The organism is Streptacidiphilus sp. ASG 303, assembly GCF_020991365.1.
In the GTDB taxonomy this organism is placed as follows: Bacteria; Actinomycetota; Actinomycetes; order Streptomycetales; family Streptomycetaceae; genus Peterkaempfera.
This window is the reverse complement of the sequence record NZ_JAJLRA010000015.1, coordinates 111,831-134,296: the sequence shown is the minus strand read 5'-3', so window position 1 is coordinate 134,296 and position 22,466 is coordinate 111,831. Positions and strand designations below refer to the sequence as shown.

Annotated in this window: 19 protein-coding genes; 5 read left to right on the top strand and 14 right to left on the bottom strand. The window is 79.4% G+C overall.

Going from position 1 to position 22,466, the window contains the following annotated elements:
* Positions 1-52: 52 nt before the first annotated feature.
* The 9 genes from LO771_RS19515 to LO771_RS19470 form a co-directional block, all read right to left on the bottom strand.
* Positions 53-700 (bottom strand): V-type ATP synthase subunit D, encoded by a 648-nt coding sequence (locus LO771_RS19515; RefSeq protein WP_230654222.1) that lies wholly within the window; start codon positions 698-700, stop codon positions 53-55.
* Positions 697-2,337, bottom strand: coding sequence for a V-type ATP synthase subunit B (locus LO771_RS19510; protein WP_308188948.1), 1,641 nt, complete (start codon positions 2,335-2,337; stop codon positions 697-699). The genes LO771_RS19515 and LO771_RS19510 overlap by 4 nt, the downstream gene beginning before the upstream one ends.
* Positions 2,334-4,151 (bottom strand): V-type ATP synthase subunit A, encoded by a 1,818-nt coding sequence (locus tag LO771_RS19505; RefSeq protein WP_230654220.1) that lies wholly within the window; start codon positions 4,149-4,151, stop codon positions 2,334-2,336. The genes LO771_RS19510 and LO771_RS19505 overlap by 4 nt, the downstream gene beginning before the upstream one ends.
* The gene (locus LO771_RS19500) at positions 4,139-4,693 is read right to left on the bottom strand and encodes a hypothetical protein (protein ID WP_230654218.1); all 555 of its coding nucleotides are present in this window, start codon (positions 4,691-4,693) and stop codon (positions 4,139-4,141) included. Before LO771_RS19500 ends, LO771_RS19505 begins: the two co-directional genes overlap by 13 nt.
* Entirely contained in the window at positions 4,690-4,911 is a 222-nt protein-coding gene (locus tag LO771_RS19495; protein ID WP_230654216.1) for a hypothetical protein, read from the bottom strand. The genes LO771_RS19500 and LO771_RS19495 overlap by 4 nt, the downstream gene beginning before the upstream one ends.
* A gap of 1 nt (position 4,912) precedes the next feature.
* Positions 4,913-5,338, bottom strand: a complete 426-nt coding sequence (locus tag LO771_RS19490; protein ID WP_230654214.1) for an ATP synthase subunit C — start codon at positions 5,336-5,338, stop codon at positions 4,913-4,915.
* A complete protein-coding gene (locus tag LO771_RS30780; RefSeq protein ID WP_255744562.1) occupies positions 5,335-6,789 on the bottom strand; it encodes a V-type ATPase 116kDa subunit family protein in 1,455 nt (484 codons plus the stop codon). Before LO771_RS30780 ends, LO771_RS19490 begins: the two co-directional genes overlap by 4 nt.
* 282 nt (positions 6,790-7,071) lie before the next feature.
* On the bottom strand, positions 7,072-8,229 hold the full coding sequence (locus LO771_RS19475) for a V-type ATPase subunit (protein WP_230654212.1): 1,158 nt from the start codon (positions 8,227-8,229) through the stop codon (positions 7,072-7,074).
* Positions 8,226-8,669: a hypothetical protein gene (locus LO771_RS19470; RefSeq protein WP_230654211.1), complete on the bottom strand. Its 444-nt coding sequence runs from the start codon at positions 8,667-8,669 to the stop codon at positions 8,226-8,228. Before LO771_RS19470 ends, LO771_RS19475 begins: the two co-directional genes overlap by 4 nt.
* A 183-nt stretch (positions 8,670-8,852) precedes the next feature.
* Between LO771_RS19470 and LO771_RS19465 the strand changes: the two genes are divergently transcribed.
* From LO771_RS19465 to LO771_RS19450, 4 genes are all read left to right on the top strand, one after another.
* The gene (locus LO771_RS19465; RefSeq protein WP_230654209.1) at positions 8,853-9,689 is read left to right on the top strand and encodes an HPP family protein; all 837 of its coding nucleotides are present in this window, start codon (positions 8,853-8,855) and stop codon (positions 9,687-9,689) included.
* A gap of 162 nt (positions 9,690-9,851) precedes the next feature.
* Positions 9,852-12,809, top strand: coding sequence for a cation-transporting P-type ATPase (locus LO771_RS19460; protein WP_230654207.1), 2,958 nt, complete (start codon positions 9,852-9,854; stop codon positions 12,807-12,809).
* Positions 12,806-13,465 carry a TrkA family potassium uptake protein gene (locus LO771_RS19455; protein WP_230654206.1) on the top strand — a complete coding sequence of 220 codons (660 nt, stop codon included), beginning with the start codon at positions 12,806-12,808 and terminating at the stop codon, positions 13,463-13,465. Before LO771_RS19460 ends, LO771_RS19455 begins: the two co-directional genes overlap by 4 nt.
* Before the next feature lie 35 nt (positions 13,466-13,500).
* A complete protein-coding gene (locus tag LO771_RS19450) occupies positions 13,501-14,169 on the top strand; it encodes a TrkA family potassium uptake protein (protein WP_230654204.1) in 669 nt (222 codons plus the stop codon).
* 169 nt (positions 14,170-14,338) lie between these two features.
* Here the strand turns inward: LO771_RS19450 and LO771_RS19445 are convergent, their stop codons facing one another.
* Entirely contained in the window at positions 14,339-14,767 is a 429-nt protein-coding gene (locus tag LO771_RS19445; RefSeq protein WP_230654202.1) for an Hsp20/alpha crystallin family protein, read from the bottom strand.
* 607 nt (positions 14,768-15,374) lie between these two features.
* Between LO771_RS19445 and LO771_RS19440 the strand changes: the two genes are divergently transcribed.
* A complete protein-coding gene (locus LO771_RS19440) occupies positions 15,375-16,982 on the top strand; it encodes an MFS transporter (RefSeq protein WP_230654200.1) in 1,608 nt (535 codons plus the stop codon).
* A gap of 169 nt (positions 16,983-17,151) precedes the next feature.
* Here LO771_RS19440 and LO771_RS19435 read toward each other — a convergent pair whose 3' ends face one another.
* From LO771_RS19435 to LO771_RS19420, 4 genes are all read right to left on the bottom strand, one after another.
* Positions 17,152-17,520, bottom strand: a complete 369-nt coding sequence (locus LO771_RS19435) for a VOC family protein (protein WP_230654198.1) — start codon at positions 17,518-17,520, stop codon at positions 17,152-17,154.
* Positions 17,521-17,690: 170 nt separating this feature from the next.
* Entirely contained in the window at positions 17,691-18,611 is a 921-nt protein-coding gene (ppk2, locus tag LO771_RS19430) for a polyphosphate kinase 2 (RefSeq protein WP_230654197.1), read from the bottom strand.
* Between the two features lie 81 nt (positions 18,612-18,692).
* Positions 18,693-21,416, bottom strand: a complete 2,724-nt coding sequence (gene ppdK, locus LO771_RS19425) for a pyruvate, phosphate dikinase (protein ID WP_230654195.1) — start codon at positions 21,414-21,416, stop codon at positions 18,693-18,695.
* 130 nt (positions 21,417-21,546) lie between these two features.
* Positions 21,547-22,398 (bottom strand): universal stress protein, encoded by an 852-nt coding sequence (locus LO771_RS19420; protein ID WP_230654193.1) that lies wholly within the window; start codon positions 22,396-22,398, stop codon positions 21,547-21,549.
* Between the last annotated feature and the right edge of the window lie 68 nt (positions 22,399-22,466).

Sequence of the window (22,466 nt, the reverse complement as noted above, 5' to 3'; positions counted from 1 at the left end):
GTGCGCCGTGCGGGCACCTTCCCGTGCGGCCCGTACGGCCGGCCCGCCGCGCTCACCACGGCTCCCGGCGCGCCGCGGCCCCGGAAGGCGGCCACCGGGCGGCGGCGCGGCGGCGGCGGACGGCGTCCTCGTGCTCGGCCTGCTCCAGGGCCAGGTCGGCCAGGGCGAGGTCCCGGCGCAGCTCGGGGATGCGGCGGCGGCGCAGGGCACGGAGCCGGCGCCGGGTGGCGTCGGCCTCGGCCCCGACGGCGCGGGCGGCGGCGCGGGCGGCGGCGTACCGGCCGGCGGCGCGCAGGGCCGCGCGGTGGGCGTCGGCGGCGGGGGCCAGGGCGGCGTTGCGCGGGGGTGCGGCGGACGCGGGCCGGGGCCGGGCGGTGCAGTCGCAGCCGGCGGGGTGCGGCACGCCGAGGGTCGTGGTGCGGGGGACGCGGGCCTCGGCCGGGGGGACGCCGTCGCAGGCGGCGTCGAGGGCGCCGCGGCCGCCGAGGACGAGGGCGCGCAGCAGCCAGGTCTCGGCGTCCCGCAGGAGCCGGTGCCAGTCCTCGGCGGCCTCCTCCTCGGCCCGGAGCAGGCGGCGGTGCTCGGCGCGCAGGATGCGGAGCTTCTGCTCCAGGAGGTCGGCGCCGTGCTCGGCGGTCCGCAGGGTGCGGAGCAGGACGAGCCGTCCGGCGCGGCCGGGCGGGGGGCGGCGGGCGGTCATCCGGGGCCTCCGGCGGGGGCGGGCGGGCCGGGACGCCCGGGGTGGACGCCGGAGGGGCCGGCGCCCCCGGCGCGGGCCGCGGGGTCGGGGGCGGCGGCACCGGGCACGGCGGACCCGGGGTCGGCCGGGAAGCCGTGGACGTCGAGCAGGGCGGCGGGCAGCATGCCGAGGCGGCTGCGGGGCAGGGCGTGCAGGACCTCCCAGGCGCGGTCGAGGGTCTGGTCGAGGGTGCGGACCTCGTCGGGCCCCTGGTCGACGAAGCGGTGCAGGAACGCCTCGCCGAAGGCGAGCTGCCGCAGGTCGGCCGGTCCGAGGGCGTCCTCGCCGACGAGGTCGGCGAGTTCGCGGACCTGCCGGGTGCGGGCGAGGGCGGCGAGGAGCTGGGCGGCGACGGGGAGGTGGTCGTCGCGGGTGCGTCCGGGCCCGGCGCCGCGCCGCATGAGGCGGGAGAGCGAGGCGAGGGCGTCGACGGGCGGCCGGACGCCCTGGGCGTGCACCTCACGGGAGAGCACGATCTGCCCCTCGGTGATGTACCCGGTGAGGTCGGGCACGGGGTGGGTGATGTCGCCGGCGGGCATGGTGAGGACGGGCAGGACGGTGACCGAGCCGGGCCGTCCGCGGATGCGGCCGCAGCGCTCGTACAGGGAGGCGAGGTCGCTGTAGAGGTAGCCCGGGTAGGCGCGGCGCGCCGGGATCTCGCCGCGGGCGGCGGAGACCTCGCGCAGCGCCTCGGCGTAGCTGGTCATGTCGGTCATGACGACGAGGACGTGGCGGCCGCCCTCGAAGGCGAGGTGCTCGGCGACGGTGAGCGCGATGCGCGGGGTGAGGATGCGTTCGATGACGGGCTCGTCGGCGGTGTTGAGGAGGAGGACGAGCTCGCCCGCGGCGGAGCGCTCCTCCAGGGCGTCGCGCAGGTGGGCGGCGTCGGGGTGGGTGAGGCCCATGCCGGCGAGGACGACGCAGAAGGGGTCGCCGCCGGCGGTGGCGCGGGCGGCGACGGCGGCGGCGAGTTCGAGGTGCGGGAGCCCGGCGGCGGAGAGGACGGGGAGCTTCTGGCCGCGCACGAGCGTGGTGAGGCCGTCGACGGCGCTGACCCCGGTGAGGACGGGGTCGGCGGGCGGTTCGCGGCGGACGGGGTTGAGGGGTGCGCCGGCGACGGGGGCGGTGGTGTCACCGAGGACCGGCGGGCCGCCGTCGGCGGGCTCGCCGCGGCCGTTGCAGACGCGGCCGAGCCAGCCGGGGCCGACGGGGACGCGCAGCGGGCTGCCGTCGAAGGACACCCGGACACGGCGGGGGTCGATGCCCGCGGTCCCCTCCATGACCTGCACCACGGCCAGGCCGCGGTCGACCTCCAGGACGAGGCCGTGGCGCCGCTCCCCGCCGGGGAGGGCGATGCGGACGGACTCGTCCCAGCCGACGCCCTCGACGCCGGTGACGAAGGCGAGGGGGCCGCGCAGCTCGTCCACGGAGGTGTGGGCGACCCGGCCCCAGTCGTCCCCCCCGCCGTCCCACCGGCCGTCGTCCCCCCCGACGTCCGGGCCGCTCCCCCGGCCGTCGTCCCGGCCGCCCGGGTCGTCGTACCGGCCGTCGTCCCGGCCGCCGGGGCCGTCGTACCGGCCGTCGTCCCGGCCGGTCACCGCGGGCCCCCGCCGAGGGCGGCCAGGGCCGCGAGCACGGCGTCGCGGCGCGCCGCCACCCCTGACGCGTCGTCGGGCCCGGTCTCCTCGCGGGCGCGCAGCAGCGGGCCGAAGTCCGCCTCCTCGACGTCGGCGGGCGGCGTTCCGGCGGCGGCGAGCTCCCGGCAGCGGCCGGCGACGGCGAGGACGGCCTCGGCCAGGGCGGCGGTCTTCGCGGCGGAGCAGTGGGCGTCGTTCGGGGAGAGGGCGCTCTGCTGGAGCACCGCCTCGCGCAGCAGGCGGCCGCCGAGCACGGTCATCCGCTCGGCGGCGGGCAGCGCGGTGACGCCGACGAGGTCGACGAGGCCCGCCAGGCGGTCCGCCCCGGCGAGCAGGGCGGCGGTGCGGGCGCGGCGGCCGGCCCAGTCCGGGTCGCCGGCCGCGGCCTGCCCGGCCCCGACCGCGGCGGCGTCCCGGGAGAACGAGCCGGACCAGGAGACCGCCGGGTAGTGGCGGGCGTGGGCGAGGTCGGGATCGAGGGTCCACAGGCAGCGGACGAAGCGCTCGGTCTGGGCGGTGACGGGTTCGGCCGTGTCGCCGCCGGGCGGGGAGACGGCGCCGACCACGGTGACCGAGCCGGGCCGTCCGCCGAGGGTGGTGACGGCCCCGGCCCGCTCGTAGAAGGCGGCGAGGCGGGAGGCGAGGCCCGCCGGGTACCCCTCCTCGGCGGGCAGTTCGCCGCTGCGGGAGGCGAACTCGCGCAGCGCCTCGGCCCACCGGGAGGTGGAGTCGGCGATGAGCACCACGTCCAGGCCCGCGTCGCGGAAGTACTCGGCGACGGTGGCGCCCGTGTGCACGGCGGCCTCGCGGGCCATCATCGGCATGTCGGAGGTGGTGGCGAGGACGACGGTGCGGTCCGCGAGGAGGCCGCCGGTGCGGGGGTCCTCCAGGGCGGCGAGCTCGTCGATGACGTCGGCCATCTCGTTGCCCCGCTCGCCGCAGCCGACGTGGACGATCACGTCGGCGTCGCACCACTTGGCGATCTGCTGGAGCAGCACGGTCTTGCCGGTGCCGAACCCGCCGGGGACGGCCGCCGTGCCGCCGCGGACGACGGGGAAGAGCAGGTCGAGGACGCGCTGCCCGGTGCGCAGCGGCTCGCGGGTGCCGGTCCGCCCGCGGACGGGGCGGGGGCGGCGGACCGGCCAGCGCACGGTCATCGGCACCTCGGCACCGCCCACGACGGCGAGGACGGCGTCGGCCGGGTACGCGCCCTCGGGGGCGATGCGCCGCACCGGCCCGCCGCAGCCCGGGGGCACGAGGACCGGCAGCGGCACCGGTCCGGGGCCCGCCGCGCCGCCGTCCGGGCCGGCGACCGGGCCGGTGACCTCGCCGAGGACGCCGCCCCCGGTCGCCCGGTCGCCCTCGGCGGCCAGGGGGCGGAACCGCCAGCGCCGCCGGTCCGGGGCCGGGGCGGCGCCGGGGACGAGCCGTTCGGGGGCGCCGGCGAGGGGCCGCAGCAGGCCGTCGAAGACGCCGCCGAGCAGGCCGGGGCCGAGCGGCGCGGCGAGCGGGCCGCCGCCGGGCCGCACCGGGTCGCCGGGGGCCAGTCCGCCGGTGTACTCGTACGCCTGCACCACGGCCGTGTCGCCGCGCAGGGCCACCACCTCGCCGGTCAGGCCGGAGGGGCCGAGGGCGAGCAGGTCGTGCATGGCGGTGCCGGGGAGGTACGTGGTCTCGACCAGCGGCCCGGCGACCCGCAGGACCCGGCCGGGGGTCCCGGGGCCGGCGGACGCACCGGGCGCGCCCGGCGGCCGGGGGCCGTTCACGGCTCCCACAGCTGCTCCGCACCGGCGCCGAGGCCCGCCAGGACGCGGGCGGCCAGGGCGTCGAGGCCGAGGTCGACGCGGCGGCCGGGGGCGCGGGCGACGACGCCGCCGGAGGGGGCCTCGCCGACCTCCGCGCCGGGTCCGAGGAGCCGCCGGGCGTACCGGGCCAGGCCGGCGCGCACGGCCGGGTCGGCGGCGGCCGGCAGGGCCCGGACCCGCGCCGCGGTGAGGCGGTGCAGCTCCTCCCAGGCGGCGCGGCGGGCGGCGAGCTCCGCGGTGCGGGCGGCGCGCCGGGCGCGGCCGAGGGCGGCGGCGCGCTCGGCGCGGCCGTCCGCGCCGCCCTGCCGCCGGGCCTCGGCCAGGAGGGCGGCCGCCTCGGCGCGGGCGGCGCGCAGCAGGGCGGCGGCGTCCTCCTCGGCGGCGGCCAGCGCGGCGGCCGCCTCGGCGCGGGCGGCGGCGAGGAGGGCGGCGCGCACGGGCTCCAGGGCGGCGGCCCCGGCGGCGGGGGCGGCCGGTCCGGCGGGGGCCGCGGCCGGTCCGGCGGCGCTCACGGGGGCATCACCGCCACCAGGGGGCGGGTGCCCTCCACCAGGTCCGGCCCCAGGGCGGCGGCGGCCGCCGGGGTGAGCAGGACGAGGTCGGTACCGGGGGGCAGCCGCCGCCAGGCGGCACGGACGGCGTCCGGGTCCCCGGCGGCGAGCACCCGCACCCCGGCCAGGGCGAACCCGGCCGTCCGGGCCTCCTCGCCGAGGGCGGCCACGGTCCCCACGTCAGGCCTTCCCGACCAGGATGACCGCCACGATCAGGCCGTAGACGGCGATGCCCTCGGCCAGGCCGACCACCACCATCGCCCGGCCGAAGAGCTCGGGCCGCTCGCTCATGGTGGCCAGCGCGGCGGCGCCGGTGTAGGAGACGGCGGCGGCGGAGGCCAGCGAGGCGGCGGAGACCGCGACGGCGGCGCCGATCAGCGCGGCCGAGTTCGGCCCCTGGGCCTGCTGCGCCTGGGCGGCGGACGCCGCGGCGTGCGCCGTGCCGCCGCCGAGGGCGGTGGCGAGGAGGGCCAGGCCGCCGGCGAGCAGCAGTCCGTCCGCGGCGAGGACCAGCCGCAGCCCGGAGCGGCCGCGGCGCCGCAGCAGCAGCCGGACGGCGGCGAAGGCCAGGACGAGGACCGGCAGGGCGAGGAGCCAGGTGGTCACGGTGTCACCTCCATGCGCTGCCCGGGCAGCCGCCACGGGCGGAACGGACGGCCCTGGGCCTCGAAGACCCGGGAGAAGAGCTCGTGGAACTCCAGCCGCAGCGCCTGCACACCCGCCACCAGGAGCTCCAGGGCGAGGGCGAGCGCGTTGCCGAGGACGAGGAGCAGGACGGCGGCGGGCAGGGCCGCCGGGCCGCCGCGGGCCTGCGCGGCGGCGGCGTGCCAGACGACGGCGCCGAGCGCGGCGTGGGTGAGGCCGAAGGCGGCGAGCCGGGCGAAGGAGACGGTGTTCGCGGCCGTCCGCAGCACCGCCTCGAAGAGCTGGAGGCCGGTCTGCGCCGCCCCGCCCGGTCCGCCGCCGGAGGCGGCGGACAGCCCGGCCGCGGCGAGGCACGCCCCGGCGGCGGCCGTGGCGGCCCCGGCCCAGGCGAGAGGGGCGGGCAGGCGGAGCAGGACGCCCGCGGCGAGCACGGCGAGTCCGAGGAGGAGCAGGCCGCCCGCGACCCCGGAGACCGCGTACAGGGCGCGGGCGGCCCCGCCCTCGCGCCACCGGTTCACCGCCCCGCCGACGTGGGCCAGGAGCAGCAGGGCGCAGCCGAGGCCGACGGCGGCGGCCAGCAGCCGGACGGGCTCCGCCAGCGGGTCCAGCCACAGGACGGGCAGGACGCCGGTCGGGCCGAAGAACTCCCCGTACGCGGCGCCGGCGAGCACGCTCACCAGGCCGGCGCCGGCGACGAGGGGCCACAGCGGGCGCAGCCGCGCGAGCCGGCGGGGGCGGCCCCGGCGCAGCAGCAGGGCCGCCGCCAGCAGCAGGGCGCCGTGCCCGGCGTCGCCGAACATGACGCCGAACATCACCGCGTAGGCGGCGCCCGCGGGCAGCGAGGGGTCGAGGTCGGCGTAGGGGGCGGTGCCGTAGGTGCGCACCAGGGGGGCGCAGGAGCGGTGGACGGCGCCGGTGTCGCGGTCCTGGGTGGGGGGCTCGACGCCGCGGGGAGCGGGCAGCCGGACGAGGGCGGCGCCGGCCGGGGCGAGGCGGGCGGCGGTGGCGGCGACGTCGGCGGCGGGGCACCACCCGGCGAGGGCGGTGACGGCGCCCCGGCCGACGGCTGCGGCGAGCACCTCCTCGAGGCGGGCCTCGCCGGCGAGCAGGTCGGCGCGGCCCTGCCGTTCCAGGGCGTCGAGGTCGGGCGGCTCCGCGCTGAGCACGGCGGCCGGGGCCGGGGCCCCGGCGGGCGCGGGCAGCCGCTCCAGAAGGCGGGCGGCGGGGCCGGGCGGCCCGTGGCCGTCCGGGCGGCCGGGGCCGGGAGCGTCCGGGTCGTCGGCGCTGGGGAGGTCGAGTTCGACGCAGCCCGCCTCGGCGAGCCGGATCAGCGTGCCGCGCAGGGCGGCGCGCGGGGCGACGACGGCGACGCGCTGCATCCGCACCGGGGTGAGGGCGGCGGGCCAGGGCATCACGGCCTCCCGTCCGCCGCCGGCCGGCGTCCGGCGTCCCCGGCGGGCGGGGCCGGGGTCGGGGTCGGGAGCGCGTCCGGGGTCGGGACGTGGGCCGCCGGGGCCGGGCGGGTCGGCGCACGGGGCGGGGCGGGGCGGCCCGGGTCTGGCGGGCGGGTCCGGCGGCCCGGTCGTGCGGTGCGGAAGGGCGCGGGGCGGGCTGCGGCGGATGCGGGGCGGACGGGCGCGACCGGGGCGGTGGGCGCGGGCGGGGCGGGAGCGGCCGGTGCCGTCCCCGCCGGTTCAGGCGGCCGCACCGGGGGCCTCCGTGGCGCCGGCCCGTCCGGGAGCCCCCCGGCGGACCGGGGCGTCCACGGCATCCAGGACGTCCAGGACGTCCCGGCCCCCCGGCAGGCCGGGGACGCCCGCCGCATCCGTCCGCACGCCGCCGCGGGCCGCGCACTGCAGGGCGGCCCGGACCCGCCACGCGTCCGCGGCGAGGACGGCGGCGGCGCCCACGACCGGGGGCGGTCCGGGGCGGCGGGTCCGCAGCAGGGCCAGGCCGTCACGCTCCAGCCGCGCCCACCAGCGGGCCTCCGCGCGCCACAGCCCGGCCGGCGCGTCGACGCCGTCCAGGGCCCAGCGCGCCGGCCCCGGCAGCAGGCCGCGGCAGTCGGCGAGGGTGGCGGCGCGCGGCGCGGCGCGGCCGAGGAGCCCGGCGGCGTGCCGGGCGGCGGGCTCCGGCAGGGGGCGTCCGTGCAGGTGGACCTCGCGGGCGGTGAGCAGGGCGAGGCGTCCGGCGGCCCACGGCGCCGCGGCGGGGACGGCCGCCGCGGTGCGGACGGCGGCGTCGGTGCGGAGCCAGAGCGCGACCGCCGCCGGGGTGTCGCCGCCGGGGTCGCCCCAGGGCGAGGCGGCGAGGGCGGCGCGGAGCCCGGCGGGGGTGCGGGTGCGGGCGAGGCGCGGCCAGGCGGTGGCGAGGGCGCCGAGCCGGTACGGCGGCGGCGCGCCGGGGGCGGGGGGCGCGGCGGGCGGGCTGCCGCGCGGCGGTCCGGCGGGCGCGGGGACGGTCGGCGGCCGGACGCCCGGGGGGCCGGGGACGTCCGCGGGGCCGGGGGCGGGGGTGCCGGGCGGCCCGGCGGCGGTCAGCGTCCGCAGGTGGCCCTCGATGTTGGCGATCTCGAAGCCGGACGCCAGCAGGCGCAGCATCGCGGCCCCGGCCGGGGGCTGCCAGCCCGCGAGGACCCGCAGGTTCCACAGCAGGGTCGCGTGCAGGGCCCGCTCGGCGGCGGCGGGTGGGGCGTGCGGGTCGAGGCCGCGCCGGTACGGGGTGGCGGCGAGGAGCCGCAGGGCGTCGGGCAGGGTGCGCTGCGCGGCGAGGGTGCGGGCGAGGGGGGCTCCGGCCCGGCGGGAGGCGACCGCGCGGGCCCGGGCGGCCCCGGCGGCCCAGGCGGCGGTCACGGCGGGTCCCGGAGGGCGTCGAGGCGCCCGGCGGCCTCGGCGGCCAGGCGGTCGGCGAGGGCCGGGGCGCGCCGGGCGGCGCGGCGCCGCAGCTCCTCCGCGTGCTGCCCGGCCCCGGCCAGCAGGCGCCGGGCCTCTTCGGCGGCCGCCGCGCGGGCGGCGGCTGCGGTGTCCGCCCGGACGCGGGAGGCGGCGGCGCGGGCGCGGGCGACGGTGCGGGCGGCCTCGTCGGCGGCGGCCCGGCGGCGCCGGTCCGCCTCGCGGGCGGCCTCCCGGCGGATGCGGTCCGCCTCGGCGCGGGCGGGGGCGAGGAGGGCGAGGGGTGCGGCGAGTTCGGCCGCGCGGGCGGCGGCGCGGTCGGCGCGGACGGCCTCAGGTGCGGCCGGTCCGGGGGCCGCGGCCGGCCGGAAGCGTGCCAGGAGATCCCGGAAGCCCGTCACTGCGCTCCTCCTGCCGGGCAGGGGCGTGCGTCGTTCCCACGCTAGGGAGGGGCCCGGCCGCGCCGGTAGGGCCGGACGGCCCGGACCGGGGACGCCCGGCCCATCCCCCGGCGGCGGCCCGCGGGGATGCTGGTGGGGCGGGGGGTTCCGGGGGGCCGTGCGTCCTCCCGAGGAGGCTGTGTGATGAGTGAGCGCGAACACCGGGCCGCGGAGGCCGAGGCCCGCCGGACCGCCCCGGGGCTGGTGCGGGGCAGGTTCGGCACCCGGGGGGCCTCCGGCGGCGACATGCTGCTGCAGTACCTGCACGCGGCCGCGACCGCGGGCGGCACGACGGCACCCGGCCGGGCCGCGGCGCCGGTGCGGCCGGCGGAGCCGGGGACGGTCCACCGCGAGCTGCGGGTCCGGGACATCATGCGGCGGCCGGTGCCGGGCGTGCCCGAGGACGCGCCGTTCCTGGAGGTGGCGCGCACCCTGGCGCACGGGAACCTCGGCGCGGTCACCGTGGTGGACGCGGGCGGCCGGGTGGTGGGCGTGGTGTCGGAGTCGGACCTGCTGGCGGTGGCGGCGGGCGCCGGCCCCTCGGCGGGCCCGCTGCACCCGCTGCGCGGGCGGCGGCTGCGGCGCAGGGCCGCCGCCGGGACGGCGGGCGCGCTGATGACCGCGCCGGCCGTCGCCGTGCACCCCGACACCCCGGTGGCGGAGGCGGCGCGGGCGGCGGCCCGGTCGCGCCTCAAGCGGCTGCCGGTGACGGACCACCAGGGGCGGCTGCTCGGCATGGTGCACCGCGGCGACCTGCTGCGCTGCCTGGTGGTGGACGACGGGGGGCTGCGCCGGGAGGCGGCGGCCAGGGTCGCCGGGCACGGTCTGGCGGTGGGGCCCGGGGGCGTGGACGTGGCGGTGGACCACGCGGTGGTGACGCTCCGCGGCGAGGTGGGGCGGGAGCTGATCCCCGGGCTGCTGGCGGAGGTCCGGGACGTGGACGGCGTGGTGGACGTGGTCGACCGCCTGACGGCGGTCTGAGCCGCCGCGATGGGCGTGCCCGCCGACGTGCCGGTCCGGGGCGGGGCCGTCCGCGGCGGCGGCCGCGGCGGCCCCGCGCCGGGTGCGGGCGGACCGGCGCGCGTGCCCGGGGAGCCGCCGGCGCCGGAGGGGCGGGAGGACGGGCCGGGGCGGGGGCGGCCGGTGCAGGACCTGGCGGCGGGCGAGGTGTTCGCCGCGCTGGCCTCCTCGCCCCGCGGCCTGGCGGAGGAGGAGGCCGCGGCGCGCCTGCGGTCCGGCGGCGCGAACGAGCTGCCGCCGCCCCGCCGCCCGGCGGTGTGGCGGCGCTTCGCGGCGCAGTTCACCGACCTGTTCGCCGTGATGCTGCTGACGGCGTCGGCGATCACCTTCCTCGCGTACGCGCTCCAGCGGCCGCAGCAGCCGGGGACGCTCCAGCTGGCGGTGGCGATCCTGGGCGTGGTGGTGCTGAACGCCGCCATCGGCTTCGCCCAGGAGTACTCGGCGGAGCGCACCGCGGAGAGCCTGCAGGCGATGGTGCCGCACGCCTGCCGGGTGCTGCGCGGCGGCGAGCGGCGGGAGCTGCCGGTCCGCGGCCTGGTGCCGGGGGACGTGGTGGTGCTGGAGGCGGGCGACGCGGTGCCCGCCGACTGCCGGCTGGTGGAGGCGCACGAGGCGGCGGTGGGCAACGCGGCGCTGACCGGCGAGTCGGCCGCGGTGCGGCGGACGGCGGAGCCGTCGCCGGGTCCGCTGCTGGGCTCCCGCAACTGCGTCTTCATGGGCACGGTGGTGGCGGCGGGCTCGGCGCGGGCGGTGGTCTTCGCGACGGGCGCGGCGACGCAGTTCGGGCGGATCTTCGCGCTGACCGAGCAGGCGCCGCAGCCGCGGACGCCGCTGCAGCGCCAGGTGCGGGTGATGGCCCGGCGGGTGGCGGTGGCGGCCCTGCTGATCGGGACGCTGCTGTTCGCGGTGCGGGTGCCGACCGGGGAGCCGCTGCTGCCCGCCTTCGTCTTCGCGCTGGGCGTGATGGTGGCGCTGGTGCCGGAGGGGCTCCCCGCGACCCTGTCGGTGTCGCTGGCGTTCGGCGTGCGGCGGATGGCCCGGCGGCAGGCCCTGGTCAAGCGGCTGCTGGCGGTGGAGGCGCTGGGGTCGACGACCGTGGTGTGCACGGACAAGACGGGGACGCTGACCAGCGCGGAGATGACCGTGTCGGCCGTGTGGTGCGGCGGGGCCGAGTACCCGGTGACGGGCGTGGGCTACGCGCCCGAGGGCGCGGTGTCCGGGCCGGGGGCGGTGCGGGAGCTGCTGCGGACGGCGGCGCTGTGCAGCAACGCCCGCCTGGTGCCGCCCGCCGGCCGGGAGGGGTGGCGGGTGCTGGGCGACACGACCGAGGGGGCGCTGCTGGTCGCGGCCGCGAAGGCCGGGCTGGACCGGGCGGCGGAGGAGGGGGCGCTGCCGAGGGTGGCGGAGTTCCCCTTCGACTCGGCCCGCAAGCTGATGAGCACCGTCCACCGCACGCCCGGCGGCGGCCTGGCGGTGTGCGCGAAGGGCGCGCCGCAGCAACTGCTCGACCGGTGCGCCGCGGTGGCCGGGGAGGGCGGCGGGCCGCCGGTGCCGCTGACGGCGGAGCGGCGCGCGGCGGTGGCGGCCGCCGACGCCGCGCTGGCCTCGCGGGGGCTGCGGGTGCTGGCGGTGGCGCGGCGGGACGCCGCCGCCGTCCCGGCCGGCGCGGCCGAGGCGGAGTCGGGGCTGGTGCTGCTGGGCCTGGTCGGCATGCTGGACCCGCCGCGGCCGGAGGTCGCCGAGGCCGTCCGGGCGTGCCGGCGCGCCGGGATCCGCATCGTCATGGTCACCGGCGACCACCCGCTGACGGCCGAGGCGATCGCCCGCCGCGTGGGCATCGTGCGGGGCGGCCCCCCGCAGGTGGCGACCGGGGAGCGGCTGGACGCCCTGGACGACGCGGCCCTGGAGGGCCTGCTGGCCCGGCCGGGCGAGCTGCTGCTGTGCCGGGTGAGCCCGGAGCACAAGATGCGGGTGGTGGCGGCGTTCCAGCGGCGCGGCGAGGTGGTGGCGGTGACCGGGGACGGCGCCAACGACGCGCCCGCCCTGAAGCACGCCGACATCGGGGTGGCGATGGGCGCGTCGGGCACCGACGTGGCCCGCGAGGCGGCGGTGATGGTGCTGCTGGACGACTCGTTCGCCTCCATCGCCGCCGCGGTGCGGCTGGGCCGCTCGGTGTACCTGAACATCCGGCGGTTCCTGGTCTACCTGTTCAGCCACAACATCGGGGAGCTGGCGCCGATCCTGGCGGCGACGTTCGCCGGCTTCCCGCTGGTGCCGATCACGGCGGTGCAGGTCCTCGCGATCGACCTGGGGTCGGACGTGCTGCCCGCGCTGGCGCTGGGCACCGAGCCGCCCGAGCCGGACGTCATGGACCGGCCGCCGCGCTCCCCGCGCGAGCCGCTCTTCTCCCGGGCGCTGGTGGGGCGGTTCCTCTTCCTGGGGGCGGTGCAGTCGGTCGGGGTGTGCACGGTGTTCTTCTGGCACATCCACGCGTCGGGCATCCCGTACGCGGACTTCACGCGGGAGACGCCCGCCTACCGGACGGCGATCACCCTGTCGCAGGCGGCGATCGTGGTCAGCCAGTTCTTCAACGCGCTGGCGGTGCGCACCGACCGGCAGAGCGTGTTCCGGGTGGGGCTGCTGGCCAACCGGAAGGTGGTGGCGGCGGGCCTGCTGGGCGTGTCGCTCATGGCGGCGATCAGCTACTGGCCGCCGCTGCAGGCGGTCTTCGGCACGGCGCCGCTGACGGCCGGCGACTGGGCGGTGCTGGTGGCGTTCGGGGTGCTGCTGCTGGTGGCGGAGGAGGGCCGCAAGTGGGCGGTGCGGCGGCGGGCGGCGCGGTCGGTCCCGGGGCGCGGGGCGGAGCACCGCGCCCCGGGACGTGGGGCGGGGGCGGCGGGCGGAGGGCTGCCGGGGAAGGGGCTGCCGGGGAGAGGACTGCCCGACAAGGGGCTGCCGGAGAAGGGGCTGCCCGACAAGGAGTTGCCGGAGAAGGGGCTGCCCGACAAGGAGTTGCCGGAGAAGGGGCTGCCCGACAAGGAGTTGCCGGAGAAGGGGCTGCCGGACGGAGGCGGGACGTGAGGATCGTCGTCATGGGCTGCGGGCACGTCGGTTCGGAGCTGGCCGTGCGGCTCGCCGCGGACGGGCACGACGTGCGGGTCGTCGACCGCGACCCGCGGGCGCGCCGGGCCCTGCCCGCGCACCTGGCGGGCCGGTTCCACACCGGGAGCGGCTTCAGCCGCCGGGTGCTGGAGGAGGCGGGCATCGGGCACGCGGACGCGTTCGCCGCGGTGACCACCAGCGACAGCGGCAACCTGGTCGCGGCGCGGACGGCCCGGGAGACGTACCGGGTGCCGCTGGTCCTGGCCCGCACGCACGACCCGGCCCGCGCGGACCTGTACCGGGAGTTCGGCATCCCGGTGGTCGCCGGCACGCACTGGACGGTGCGGCAGTTCCACCGGCTGCTGCTCCACCGGCACCTGGAGCCGGAGGCCAGCTTCGGCGGCGGGGAGACCCTGCTGGTGCGGTCGGGGCTGCCCGGGTGGCTGGCCGGGCGGCGGCTGGCGGAGCTGGAGGTCGACGGGGAGATCCGGGTGGTGGAGGTGTCCCGGGGCGGCCGTTCGGCGGTGGCCTCGCGGGACGCCGTGGCCGAGCCCGGCGACCTGGTCACCTTCGCGGTCGCCGCGACGGCCCTGGAGCGGCTGCGCGGCTTCCTGGACCGGGAGCTGGGGACGTGAGCGGGGCGGGGCGGGCGCACGGGGAGGCCGGGCCCATGAGGGTGCTGGTCGCCGGCGCGGGCCGGCTCGGGGTCCAGGTGGCGCAGGTCCTGGCAGGGGCGCGGAACACCGTCGTCCTCGTCGACGCCGACGAGGAGCGGATCGCCGGGCTGGAGGGCTCCCTGCCCGCGCGGCTGGTCCTCGGCGACGCCTGCGACCCGGCGGTGCTGGAGGGGGCGGGCGCGCTCACCGCCGACCTGGCGGTGGCGGCCACCGGCGCCGACGAGGACAACCTGGTGGTCTGCCTGCTGGCCAAGCGGCGGTTCGCGGTGCCGCGGGTGGTGGCGCGGGTCAACGACGGGGAGAACACCTGGCTGTTCGACCACCGGTGGGGCGTCGACGTGGCCGTCCCGGCGGCGACGCCGCTGGTCTCGCTCATCGAGGAGGCGGCCGGCGCCGCCGACACGGTGGCCCTGCTGCGGCTCAGCCGGGCCGGGGTCAGCGTCATCGAGACGACCCTCTCGGCGCAGTCGCGGGCGGCCGGGCGGACCGTCGGCGACGTCGCGCTGCCCGGCGGGACGGTGGTGGCGGCGGTGGTCCGGGAGGGGCGCCCGACCGTGCCGGGGCCGGACTTCCGGCTGCGGCCGGGCGACGAGCTGCTGGTCGTCTCGCAGAGCGCGACGGACCAGGAGGTCCACGCCTGCTTCCACGGACCGCCCCTGTGACCGCCCCTCCCGGTGCCGCCGTGGCCGCCCCGTCCGAGACGACCCCTGCGACGGCGTCGGCCCGCGTCGGCGTCCGCCGGGCGGCCCCGGGCGGACGGCTCCGGGCGGACGGCTCCGGGCGGGCGGGGAGGGTTCCCCGTCCGCCCGGAGCCGCCCCGTGGGGCGGCGGTCAGTCCTTGTGGGAGACCTCGATCTGGCGGGCCTCCGCCTTCTCCTGCCTCAGCCCGACGGTGACGGTGAGGATGCCGGCGCTGTAATCGGCGTGGATGTCGTCCTCGTCCGCGCCCGGCGGCAGCGACACCGTGCGGCTGAAGGAGCCGTAGCGGAACTCGGACCGGTCCTTCTCCCTGGTCTCCTCGGAGCGCTCCGCCCGGATGGTGAGCATGCCGTCCTGGAGGGTCACCTCCAGGTCCTCGGCGGGGTCGAGCCCGGGGATCTCCGCCTTGCAGACGTAGCGGCCCTCCTCGGTGTACTCCTCGATCCGCACCGTGTGCAGGTCGGCCATCGCCGGCCAGGCCATACGGGACGGGAAGGACTCGAACCACTCGGGAAGGTCGGGGAAGCGGGAGCGCGCCTGCCGGCGTGCGGGAATGGCCATGTCGACACCTCCGCGGTGTCTCGACGCGTCTGTACCCCTCCAGTCCACTCCCCCAGCCCCCCGCCGGTCAGGGCCGGAGGTCCCCCCGTGCCTGGGCCCCCGGGCCCGGCCGGGCGCGTCCCTCCGCCGGGCCGGGGCGCGGCGTCCCGCCGCCCGGCGGCCCCGGCTGCGCCCGGTCCCGGCGGAGGGGCGCGGGCGGACCCGGCCCAGCGGCGGACCGCCGGTGCGGGAGGGGCCGCCGGTGCGGGAGGGGCCGCCGGTGCGGGAGGGGCCGCCGGTGCGGGAGGGGCCGCCGGTGCGGGAGGGGCCGCCGGTGCGGGAGGGGCCGCCGGTGCGGGAGGGGCCGCCGGCCGGCACGCCGCGCGGCGGGTGCCCGTACCGGTGGCGGTTGCCCCGAACGTGGGCGGCGCCGTGCGCGTCGGCCGGGGGAGCGCGCCCGGGGCGCGGCGGCCGGGTTAGCGTCGGCCGGGCCGGACCGTGGGGTGTCCGACGATGTGCCGAAGGGGGTGGGGTGCCGTGCCGGTCGTGTCGGCCGCGGATCCCGGCGCGGCGGCCGTCCGCGGGACCGCCGCGCCCTGCGGGGAGGCGGCGGCCGGCGGTGGTGCCCGTGGGCCCCGCTGACGCCGCCGCGGGCGGGGGGCTCCCCGGTCCCCGGCCGCGGCTCACCGCGAAGGTCGTCCTGGCCGTCCTGGGCCCCGCGACCGCCTTCGCGGTCACGGCCGTGGACCCGCTGATGCTCGGTCTGAACCTCTCCCGGGTCAGCAGGGCGCTCGACGTGCCGCCCCAGGCGCTGGGGTTCCTGGCCGGTGCGGCGACCCTGGTGGTGGCGGCCGCGGTCCTCGCCGTGGGGAACCTCGGGGACGCCCACGGCCTGAAGCGGACGCTGATGCTGGGGCTCGCCGGGACCGTCGTCGCGAACCTGCTCTCCGCCCTGGCCACCGGCTACCCGTTCCTCCTGGTCGCGCGCCTCCTCGACGGACTGGCGCTGGCCGCCCTGCTCGGGCTGTCGCTGGCCCTGCTCAACGTCTCGGTGCCGCCGGAGACCCGGCCGGCGGCCATCGGGATCCTCATGGCCGTCGACATGCTCCTGTACGGGGTGACGCCGGCCGTCGGCGGCTGGGTGGTGGAGCGCCTTGGCTGGCGGTGGCTGTTCCTGCCGGCCCCGCTGCTGGCGCTCTGCGCGCTCGCGCTGACGGCGCGGTACACCTCGGAGCCGGGCGGACGGCGCGCCCGCAGGGTCGACACCGTCGGGGTCGTCCTCTTCGGCGCCGCCCTGCTCGCCCTCGTCCACGGCGTGGGGGCGGCCCAGAACGGGCTCTCCGACCCCCGGGCGTGGGTGCCGCTCGCGGCCGGGGCGGCGGCCGCGGCGGCGTTCGTGCGCCACGAGCGCCGGGGGGCGGAGCCGGCCCTGGACCTCGCGCTGTTCCGCAGGCCCGCGTTCGCCGTGGCGGTGCTGGCGACCGTGACGCTGAACTTCATCTCCGCCGGGTTCAGCGTCGTCCTGGCGCAGTTCGGCGGCGCGGTGCTGGCGCTGCCCGCACAGACGATCGGCCTGCTGTACCTGCCCGGCACCCTGCTGGCCACGGCCGCCGCCCTCCTCGCCGGACGCATAGTCGCGCGGTACACCCCCCGGCCGGTGATGGTCACCGGCCTGCTGCTGCTCACCGGGAGCGGGCTGGTCACGGCCGGGACCGCCGCGCCCTCGATGGCGCCGTGGCTCCTCGTCCCGGCCGTCTGGCTCTGCAACGTGGGGTGCCTGGTCACCTCCACGCCCGTCTCCGAGACGGTCCTCTCGCACGCGCCGCCCGGCAGGTCCGGCGCGGTGGCCTCCGTCCAGCCGGCCTTCGGGATGACCGGCTACGCGCTCGGGCCCACCGTCTGCCTCCTGCTGCTCGACCTGTTCTTCCACCGGCGGTGGCTCGCGGACGCCGAGGCGCGCGGGCTGTCGGCGGGCCAGGCCGGGCACGCCGTGGACGCGGCGAGGAGCGCGCTGGCGAAGAGCCCCGGCACGGCCGGGTACGACCCGAACCTGGTCGCGCACACCTCGGGCCTGGACCTCGGGGTGGACTACGCCGACGCGCTCCGGCTCACCGTGCTGGCCGTCTCCCTCGCGCCGCTGGTCCTGGCGGTGGCGGCGCACCTGGTCATGCCGCGCCCGCCCCGGACCGGGCCGGAGTGCCCCACGCCCGCCCCCCGCCCCCCGGCCGGTCCGTGACCGGCCGGGGGGACCTGCCGGGCGTTCCGCCGCGGGCTCCCGGGGCCGGGTCCCGCGCCGGGTCCGGGACACGTCCACCGCGCACACCCGACGGGCATCGAGGCCGCTGCCGGCACCCGGTCCCCGCCGCGGGCGGCCCGCGGCCGGCACGGACACCCGCGGAACAGCGTCACCGGACCGGGATCGGCTGAGTGAGGTTCACCGGGTTGCCGTCGGGGTCCCGGATGTGGGCGACGCGCTGCCCCCACGGCATGTCGTTGGGGCCGCTGCGGACCGAGCCGCCCAGCGCCGTCACCCGGCCGAGCGTCCCGTCGACGTCGTCGACACCGATGCTGAGCAGGATCCGCGGCGCCGCCCCGGTCCCGGGGTCCGCCTGGGCCACGAGCCCGAGGTCGGTGTCGCCGATGCGCAGGCCGAGGTAGAAGACCGGCCCTTCCGCCGGTACCCGGAAGACCTCCTCGGCGCCGAACAGTTTCGTGTAGAAGCGGACCAGGACGTCCTGGCGGGCAGTGATGATCACCGGCTGGATGGTGGACATGGCACTCCTGTCGGGAAGGGTCGTGTCGCCGGGTGGACCGCTCCAGGACGGTGAACTCATCGGCACCGCCCCTCCCCCGCCGGACGGCCCGCCTCACAGCCGGCCGCCCACGACCGGCACCGGCACCGGCACCCCGAAACGGGGTCACGCCGCCCCGCCGACCGGCCACGTCACGACGGCGGAGCCTCGCGCCACCCCTCCGTGAGGGAGGCCGCGTGGTCCGGGACGTAGGTCTGCATGTCGCGCGGCGGGCGCTCGTAGCCGGTGGCGGCCGGGCGGGGCGGGAGCTCCAGGGGCGGGCGCTCGACCCTGCGGTAGGGCACGGTGGAGAGGAGGTGGGCGATCATGTTGATGCGGGCACGGCGCTTGTCGTCGCTCTCCACCACGTACCAGGGCGCCTCGGGGATGTCGGTCCGCGCGAACATCTCGTCCTTGGCCCGCGAGTAGGCCTCCCAGCGGGTGAGGGACTCCAGGTCCATCGAGGAGAGCTTCCAGCGGCGCATCGGGTCCTCCAGCCGACTGCGGAACCGCTGCTCCTGGACGGCGTCGCTGACGGAGAACCAGTACTTGCGCAGCATGATGCCGTCCTCGACGAGCATCCGCTCGAAGACCGGGCACTGGTGGAGGAAGCGCCAGTACTCCTCCTTGGTGCAGAAGCCCATCACGCGCTCCACGCCGGCGCGGTTGTACCAGCTGCGGTCGAGCAGGACGATCTCGCCGGCGGCGGGCAGCTGGGCGGCGTACCGCTGGAAGTACCACTGGCCGCGCTCGCGGTCGGTGGGGGCGGGGAGCGCCACGATGCGGGCGACGCGGGGGTTGAGGTACTCGGTGACGCGCTTGATGGTGGAGCCCTTGCCCGCCGCGTCGCGGCCCTCGAAGACCACGACGAGGCGGGCGCCCTCGGCCCGCACCCACTCCTGGAGCTCGACGAGCTGCGCCTGGAGGCGGTACAGCTCCTGCTCGTAGCGGGCCCGCGGGAGGCGTTCCTGCGCACCGTTGCCGGCCTGTGTCCGGTCCCGGCCCCGTCCCTGCCCGCGGTCCGGACCGCGGTCCTGGCCCTGGTCCTGGTCCTTCCGGGACTTCTTCGCCATGGTGGGCGCTCCCCTGCCGACGGTGCGGTGCTCCTGCGGCCACCGTACGGGCGTCCGCGGGGCGGCCGCAGCGCGGAGCGTTCAGCGGGAGGCGTCCCCGGCGTCCCCGGGACCCTCCGTGCCGCCCGCGAGGGCGGCGCGGCCGGCCTCCAGGCGTGCGACGGGGATCCGGAACGGCGAGCAGGAGACGTAGTCGAGCCCGACCCGGTGGAAGAAGTGGACCGAGGCGGGGTCGCCGCCGTGCTCGCCGCAGACGCCGGTCTTCAGGCCCGGCCGGGCGGCGCGGCCCTCCTCGACGGCGATGCGGACGAGCCGCCCGACGCCGTCGACGTCGATGGTCTCGAAGGGGGAGACGGCGAAGATGCCCTTGTCGAGGTAGGCGGAGAAGAAGGCGGCCTCCACGTCGTCGCGGGAGAAGCCCCAGGTGGTCTGGGTGAGGTCGTTGGTGCCGAAGGAGAAGAACTCGGCCTGGGCGGCGATGGCGCCGGCGGTGAGCGCGGCCCGCGGGAGTTCGATCATGGTGCCGACGGGGCACCGCACCTCGGTCCCGGACTCCGCGGAGACCTCGGCGAGCACCCGCTCCACCTCGGCGCGGACCAGCCGCAGCTCCTCCACGGTGTCCACCAGCGGCACCATGATCTCGGCCCGGGGGTCGCCGCCCGCCCGGCGGCGTTCGACGACGGCCTCGGCGACGGCCCGCACCTGCATGGCGACCAGGCCCGGCACGACCAGGCCGAGGCGGACCCCGCGCAGGCCGAGCATGGGGTTCTCCTCGTGCATGCGGTCCACGGCGGCCAGCAGCTCGGTGTCGTGCGGGTCGGGGTGCCCGCCCGCGGCCTCGGCGGAGGCGACGCGCACGGCCAGGTCGGTGCGGTCCGGCAGGAACTCGTGGAGCGGCGGGTCGAGCAGCCGGATGGTGACGGGCAGGCCGTCCATGGCGGCGAGGATGGCGGCGAAGTCGCCGCGCTGGAGCGGCAGCAGGGCCGCCAGGGCGCGGTCGCGGCCCTCCTGCCCGTCGGCGAGGATCATGGCCTCCACCAGGCGGCGGCGCTCGCCGAGGAACATGTGCTCGGTGCGGCACAGCCCGATGCCCTCGGCGCCGAAGCGGCGGGCGCGGGCGGCGTCCTCGGGGGTGTCGGCGTTGGCCCGCACGCCGAGGCGGCGCACGCCGTCGGCCCGGTCCATGGCGCGGTGCACGGCCTCGGCGACGCCGCCGGCGGCGCGGGCGGCGTCCGCGGTGCCGCCGTCCTCGAAGTAGCGCATCACCGGGGAGTCCGCGAGGGGCACGGCGCCGGCGTGCACGGCGCCCGCCGTGCCGTCGACGGAGAGCAGCGCGCCCTCCTCCACGACGGTCCCGGCCGCGGTGGTGAAGCGGCGGGCGGCGGGGTCCACGGTGAGGGAGTCGGCGCCGCAGACGCAGACCTTGCCCATGCCGCGGGCGACGACGGCGGCGTGGCTGGTCTTGCCGCCGCGGCTGGTGAGCACGGCCTGGGCGGCGATCATGCCGGGCAGGTCGTCGGGGGTGGTCTCCTGCCGGACGAGGACGACCCTCTCCCCCGCCGCCGCCCGCCGCACTGCCTCGGCGGAGGTGAAGACGGCGGTGCCGACGGCCGCGCCGGGCGAGGCGGGGATGCCGCGCGCCAGCGGCTCGCCGACCGCGGCGGTGTCGAACCGGGGGAACATCAGCCGGGCCAGTCCCTCGCCGGAGACCCGGGCGAGCGCCTCGTCGGGGCCGGTCAGGCCCTCGTCGGTGAGGGCGGCGGCGATCGCGAAGGCGGCCTCGGCGGTGCGCTTGCCCACCCGGGTCTGGAGCATCCACAGCGTGCCGCGCTCGATGGTGAACTCGATGTCGCACAGGTCCCGGTAGTGGTGCTCCAGGGTCCGCATGATCTCCAGCAGCCGGTCGTACGACGGCTTGTCGAGCCGCTCCAGCTCGGCGAGAGGCACGGCGTTGCGGATGCCGGAGACGACGTCCTCGCCCTGCGCGTTGGGCAGGTAGTCGCCGTAGACGCCGGGGCGCCCGGTGGCGGGGTCGCGGGTGAAGGCGACGCCGCTGCCGGAGTCGGCGCCGAGGTTGCCGAAGACCATGGCCTGGACGTTGACGGCGGTGCCCAGGTCGTCGGGGATGTGCTCGCGGCGGCGGTAGACGCGGGCCCGCTCGGTGTTCCAGGACCGGAAGACGGCGAGCACGGCGCGGCGCAGCTGCTCGACCGGGTCCTCGGGGAAGTCCTCCCCGGTGTGCTCGCGGATCAGCCGCCGGTACTCGCCCGCGAGGACGGCCAGGTCGGAGGCGTCCAGGCCGAGGTCGTCGGCGGCGCCGCGGTCCCGCTTCATGCGGGTGAGGGCGTCCTCGAAGACGGCCGCGTCGACGCCCATCACCGTGCTGCCGAACATCTGCAGCAGGCGGCGGTGGGAGTCGCGGGCGAAGCGCTCGCTGCCGGAGGTCTTGGCGAGGCCCTGTACCGAGTCGTCGTTGAGGCCGATGTCGAGGACGGTCTCCATCATGCCGGGCATGGAGAAGCGGGCGCCGGAGCGGACCGAGAGCAGCAGCGGGTCGTCGGGCTGCCCGAGCCGGCGGCCGACGGCCCGCTCCAGGGCCGCCAGGTGCCGCCCGACCTCCTCGCGCAGGCCCTCCGGCTCGGCGCCGGTGGCCAGGTAGGCGCGGCAGGCGTCCGTGGTGACGGTGAAGCCGGGCGGCACGGGCAGGCCGAGCCTGGTCATCTCGGCCAGGTTGGCGCCCTTGCCGCCCAGCAGGCCGGCCTGCTCGCGGCCGCCCTCGGCGAAGTCGTACACGTACGCGGCCATGCGGTGCGCCTCCCGTGCGGGGTGGTCGGGGTCGGTGATCGAGGTCGGTGGGGTGGGGTCGGCGGTTCGGGGTCGGTGGTTCGGGGGCGGCGGTTCGGGGCGGGACGGGCCCGCCGGCCGTGCGGGGCCGTCAGTCGTGGGGGACGACCGCCACCGGGCAGCGGGCGAAGTGCAGGGCGGCGTGCGCCACCGGCCCGACCCGCATCGCCACGGCGGGCCGGCGCACCCGGCGGCCGACCACCAGCAGCCCGGCGTGCCCGGCGGCCCGGACCAGCACCTCGCCGTGGGAGCCGAGCTCCACCTGCTCGACGACCTCGACCTGCGGGTACTTCTCCCGCCAGGGGGCCAGTGCGGCGGCCAGGGCCTTCCGCTCGATGTCGGACTGCCCCTCGGCGAGGTTCACCGCCGCCTCGCCGTAGCCGTACACCGGCGGCAGGCTCCAGGCCCGGACGACCCGCAGCACGGCGCCGCGCAGGGCCGCCTCGCCGAAGGCGAACCCCAGCAGCGCCGGGGCCGGGTCGCGGTAGCCCTTGACGCCCAGCACGACCTCCTCCCCCGCGCCCTCCAGCGCCCTGCCGCCCTGGGCGCGGACCATCACCACCGGTCCGGCGGCGCGGGCCAGCACCTGGGCGCCGACGGAGCCCAGGACGAACCCGGCGACGGCGCCGTAGCCGTGCGAGCCGAGGACCAGCAGCTCGGACCGCTCCGACCGGTCGAGCAGCACGGCGACCGCCGACTCCCCCTCCTGCTCGACGGAGGCCTCCAGGCCGGGGTGGCGCTCGAGCAGGGCGCGCTCCGCCTCCCGGACCATGCGGGCGGCCCAGTACCGCCGGGTCTCCTCGTCCTGGACGGCGGGGGCGTCCGGCGGCAGCGTGTTCCAGGAGTGGACCAGGACCAGCGGCCGCCCGCGCCGCAGGGCCTCGCGGGCCGCCCAGTCGGCCGCGGCGAGGCTCTCGGGGGACCCGTCGACGCCGACGGTCACGGGCCGGTCGGTCGCAGCTCGGTCGGTCGCGGGCCGGTCGGTCGCAGCTCGGTCGGTCGCGGGTCGGG

Excerpts from the sequence above, each read along its gene's own strand:
- LO771_RS19445 (WP_230654202.1), bottom strand. The coding sequence starts at position 14,767 with ATGGCCATTCCCGCACGCCGGCAGGCGCGCTCCCGCTTCCCCGACCTT.
- ppk2 (WP_230654197.1), bottom strand. The coding sequence starts at position 18,611 with ATGGCGAAGAAGTCCCGGAAGGACCAGGACCAGGGCCAGGACCGCGGT.
- LO771_RS19465 (WP_230654209.1), top strand. The coding sequence starts at position 8,853 with ATGAGTGAGCGCGAACACCGGGCCGCGGAGGCCGAGGCCCGCCGGACC.
- LO771_RS19515 (WP_230654222.1), bottom strand. The coding sequence starts at position 700 with ATGACCGCCCGCCGCCCCCCGCCCGGCCGCGCCGGACGGCTCGTCCTG.
- LO771_RS30780 (WP_255744562.1), bottom strand. The coding sequence starts at position 6,789 with ATGCCCTGGCCCGCCGCCCTCACCCCGGTGCGGATGCAGCGCGTCGCC.
- ppdK (WP_230654195.1), bottom strand. The coding sequence starts at position 21,416 with ATGGCCGCGTACGTGTACGACTTCGCCGAGGGCGGCCGCGAGCAGGCC.
- LO771_RS19435 (WP_230654198.1), bottom strand. The coding sequence starts at position 17,520 with ATGTCCACCATCCAGCCGGTGATCATCACTGCCCGCCAGGACGTCCTG.
- LO771_RS19450 (WP_230654204.1), top strand. The coding sequence starts at position 13,501 with ATGAGGGTGCTGGTCGCCGGCGCGGGCCGGCTCGGGGTCCAGGTGGCG.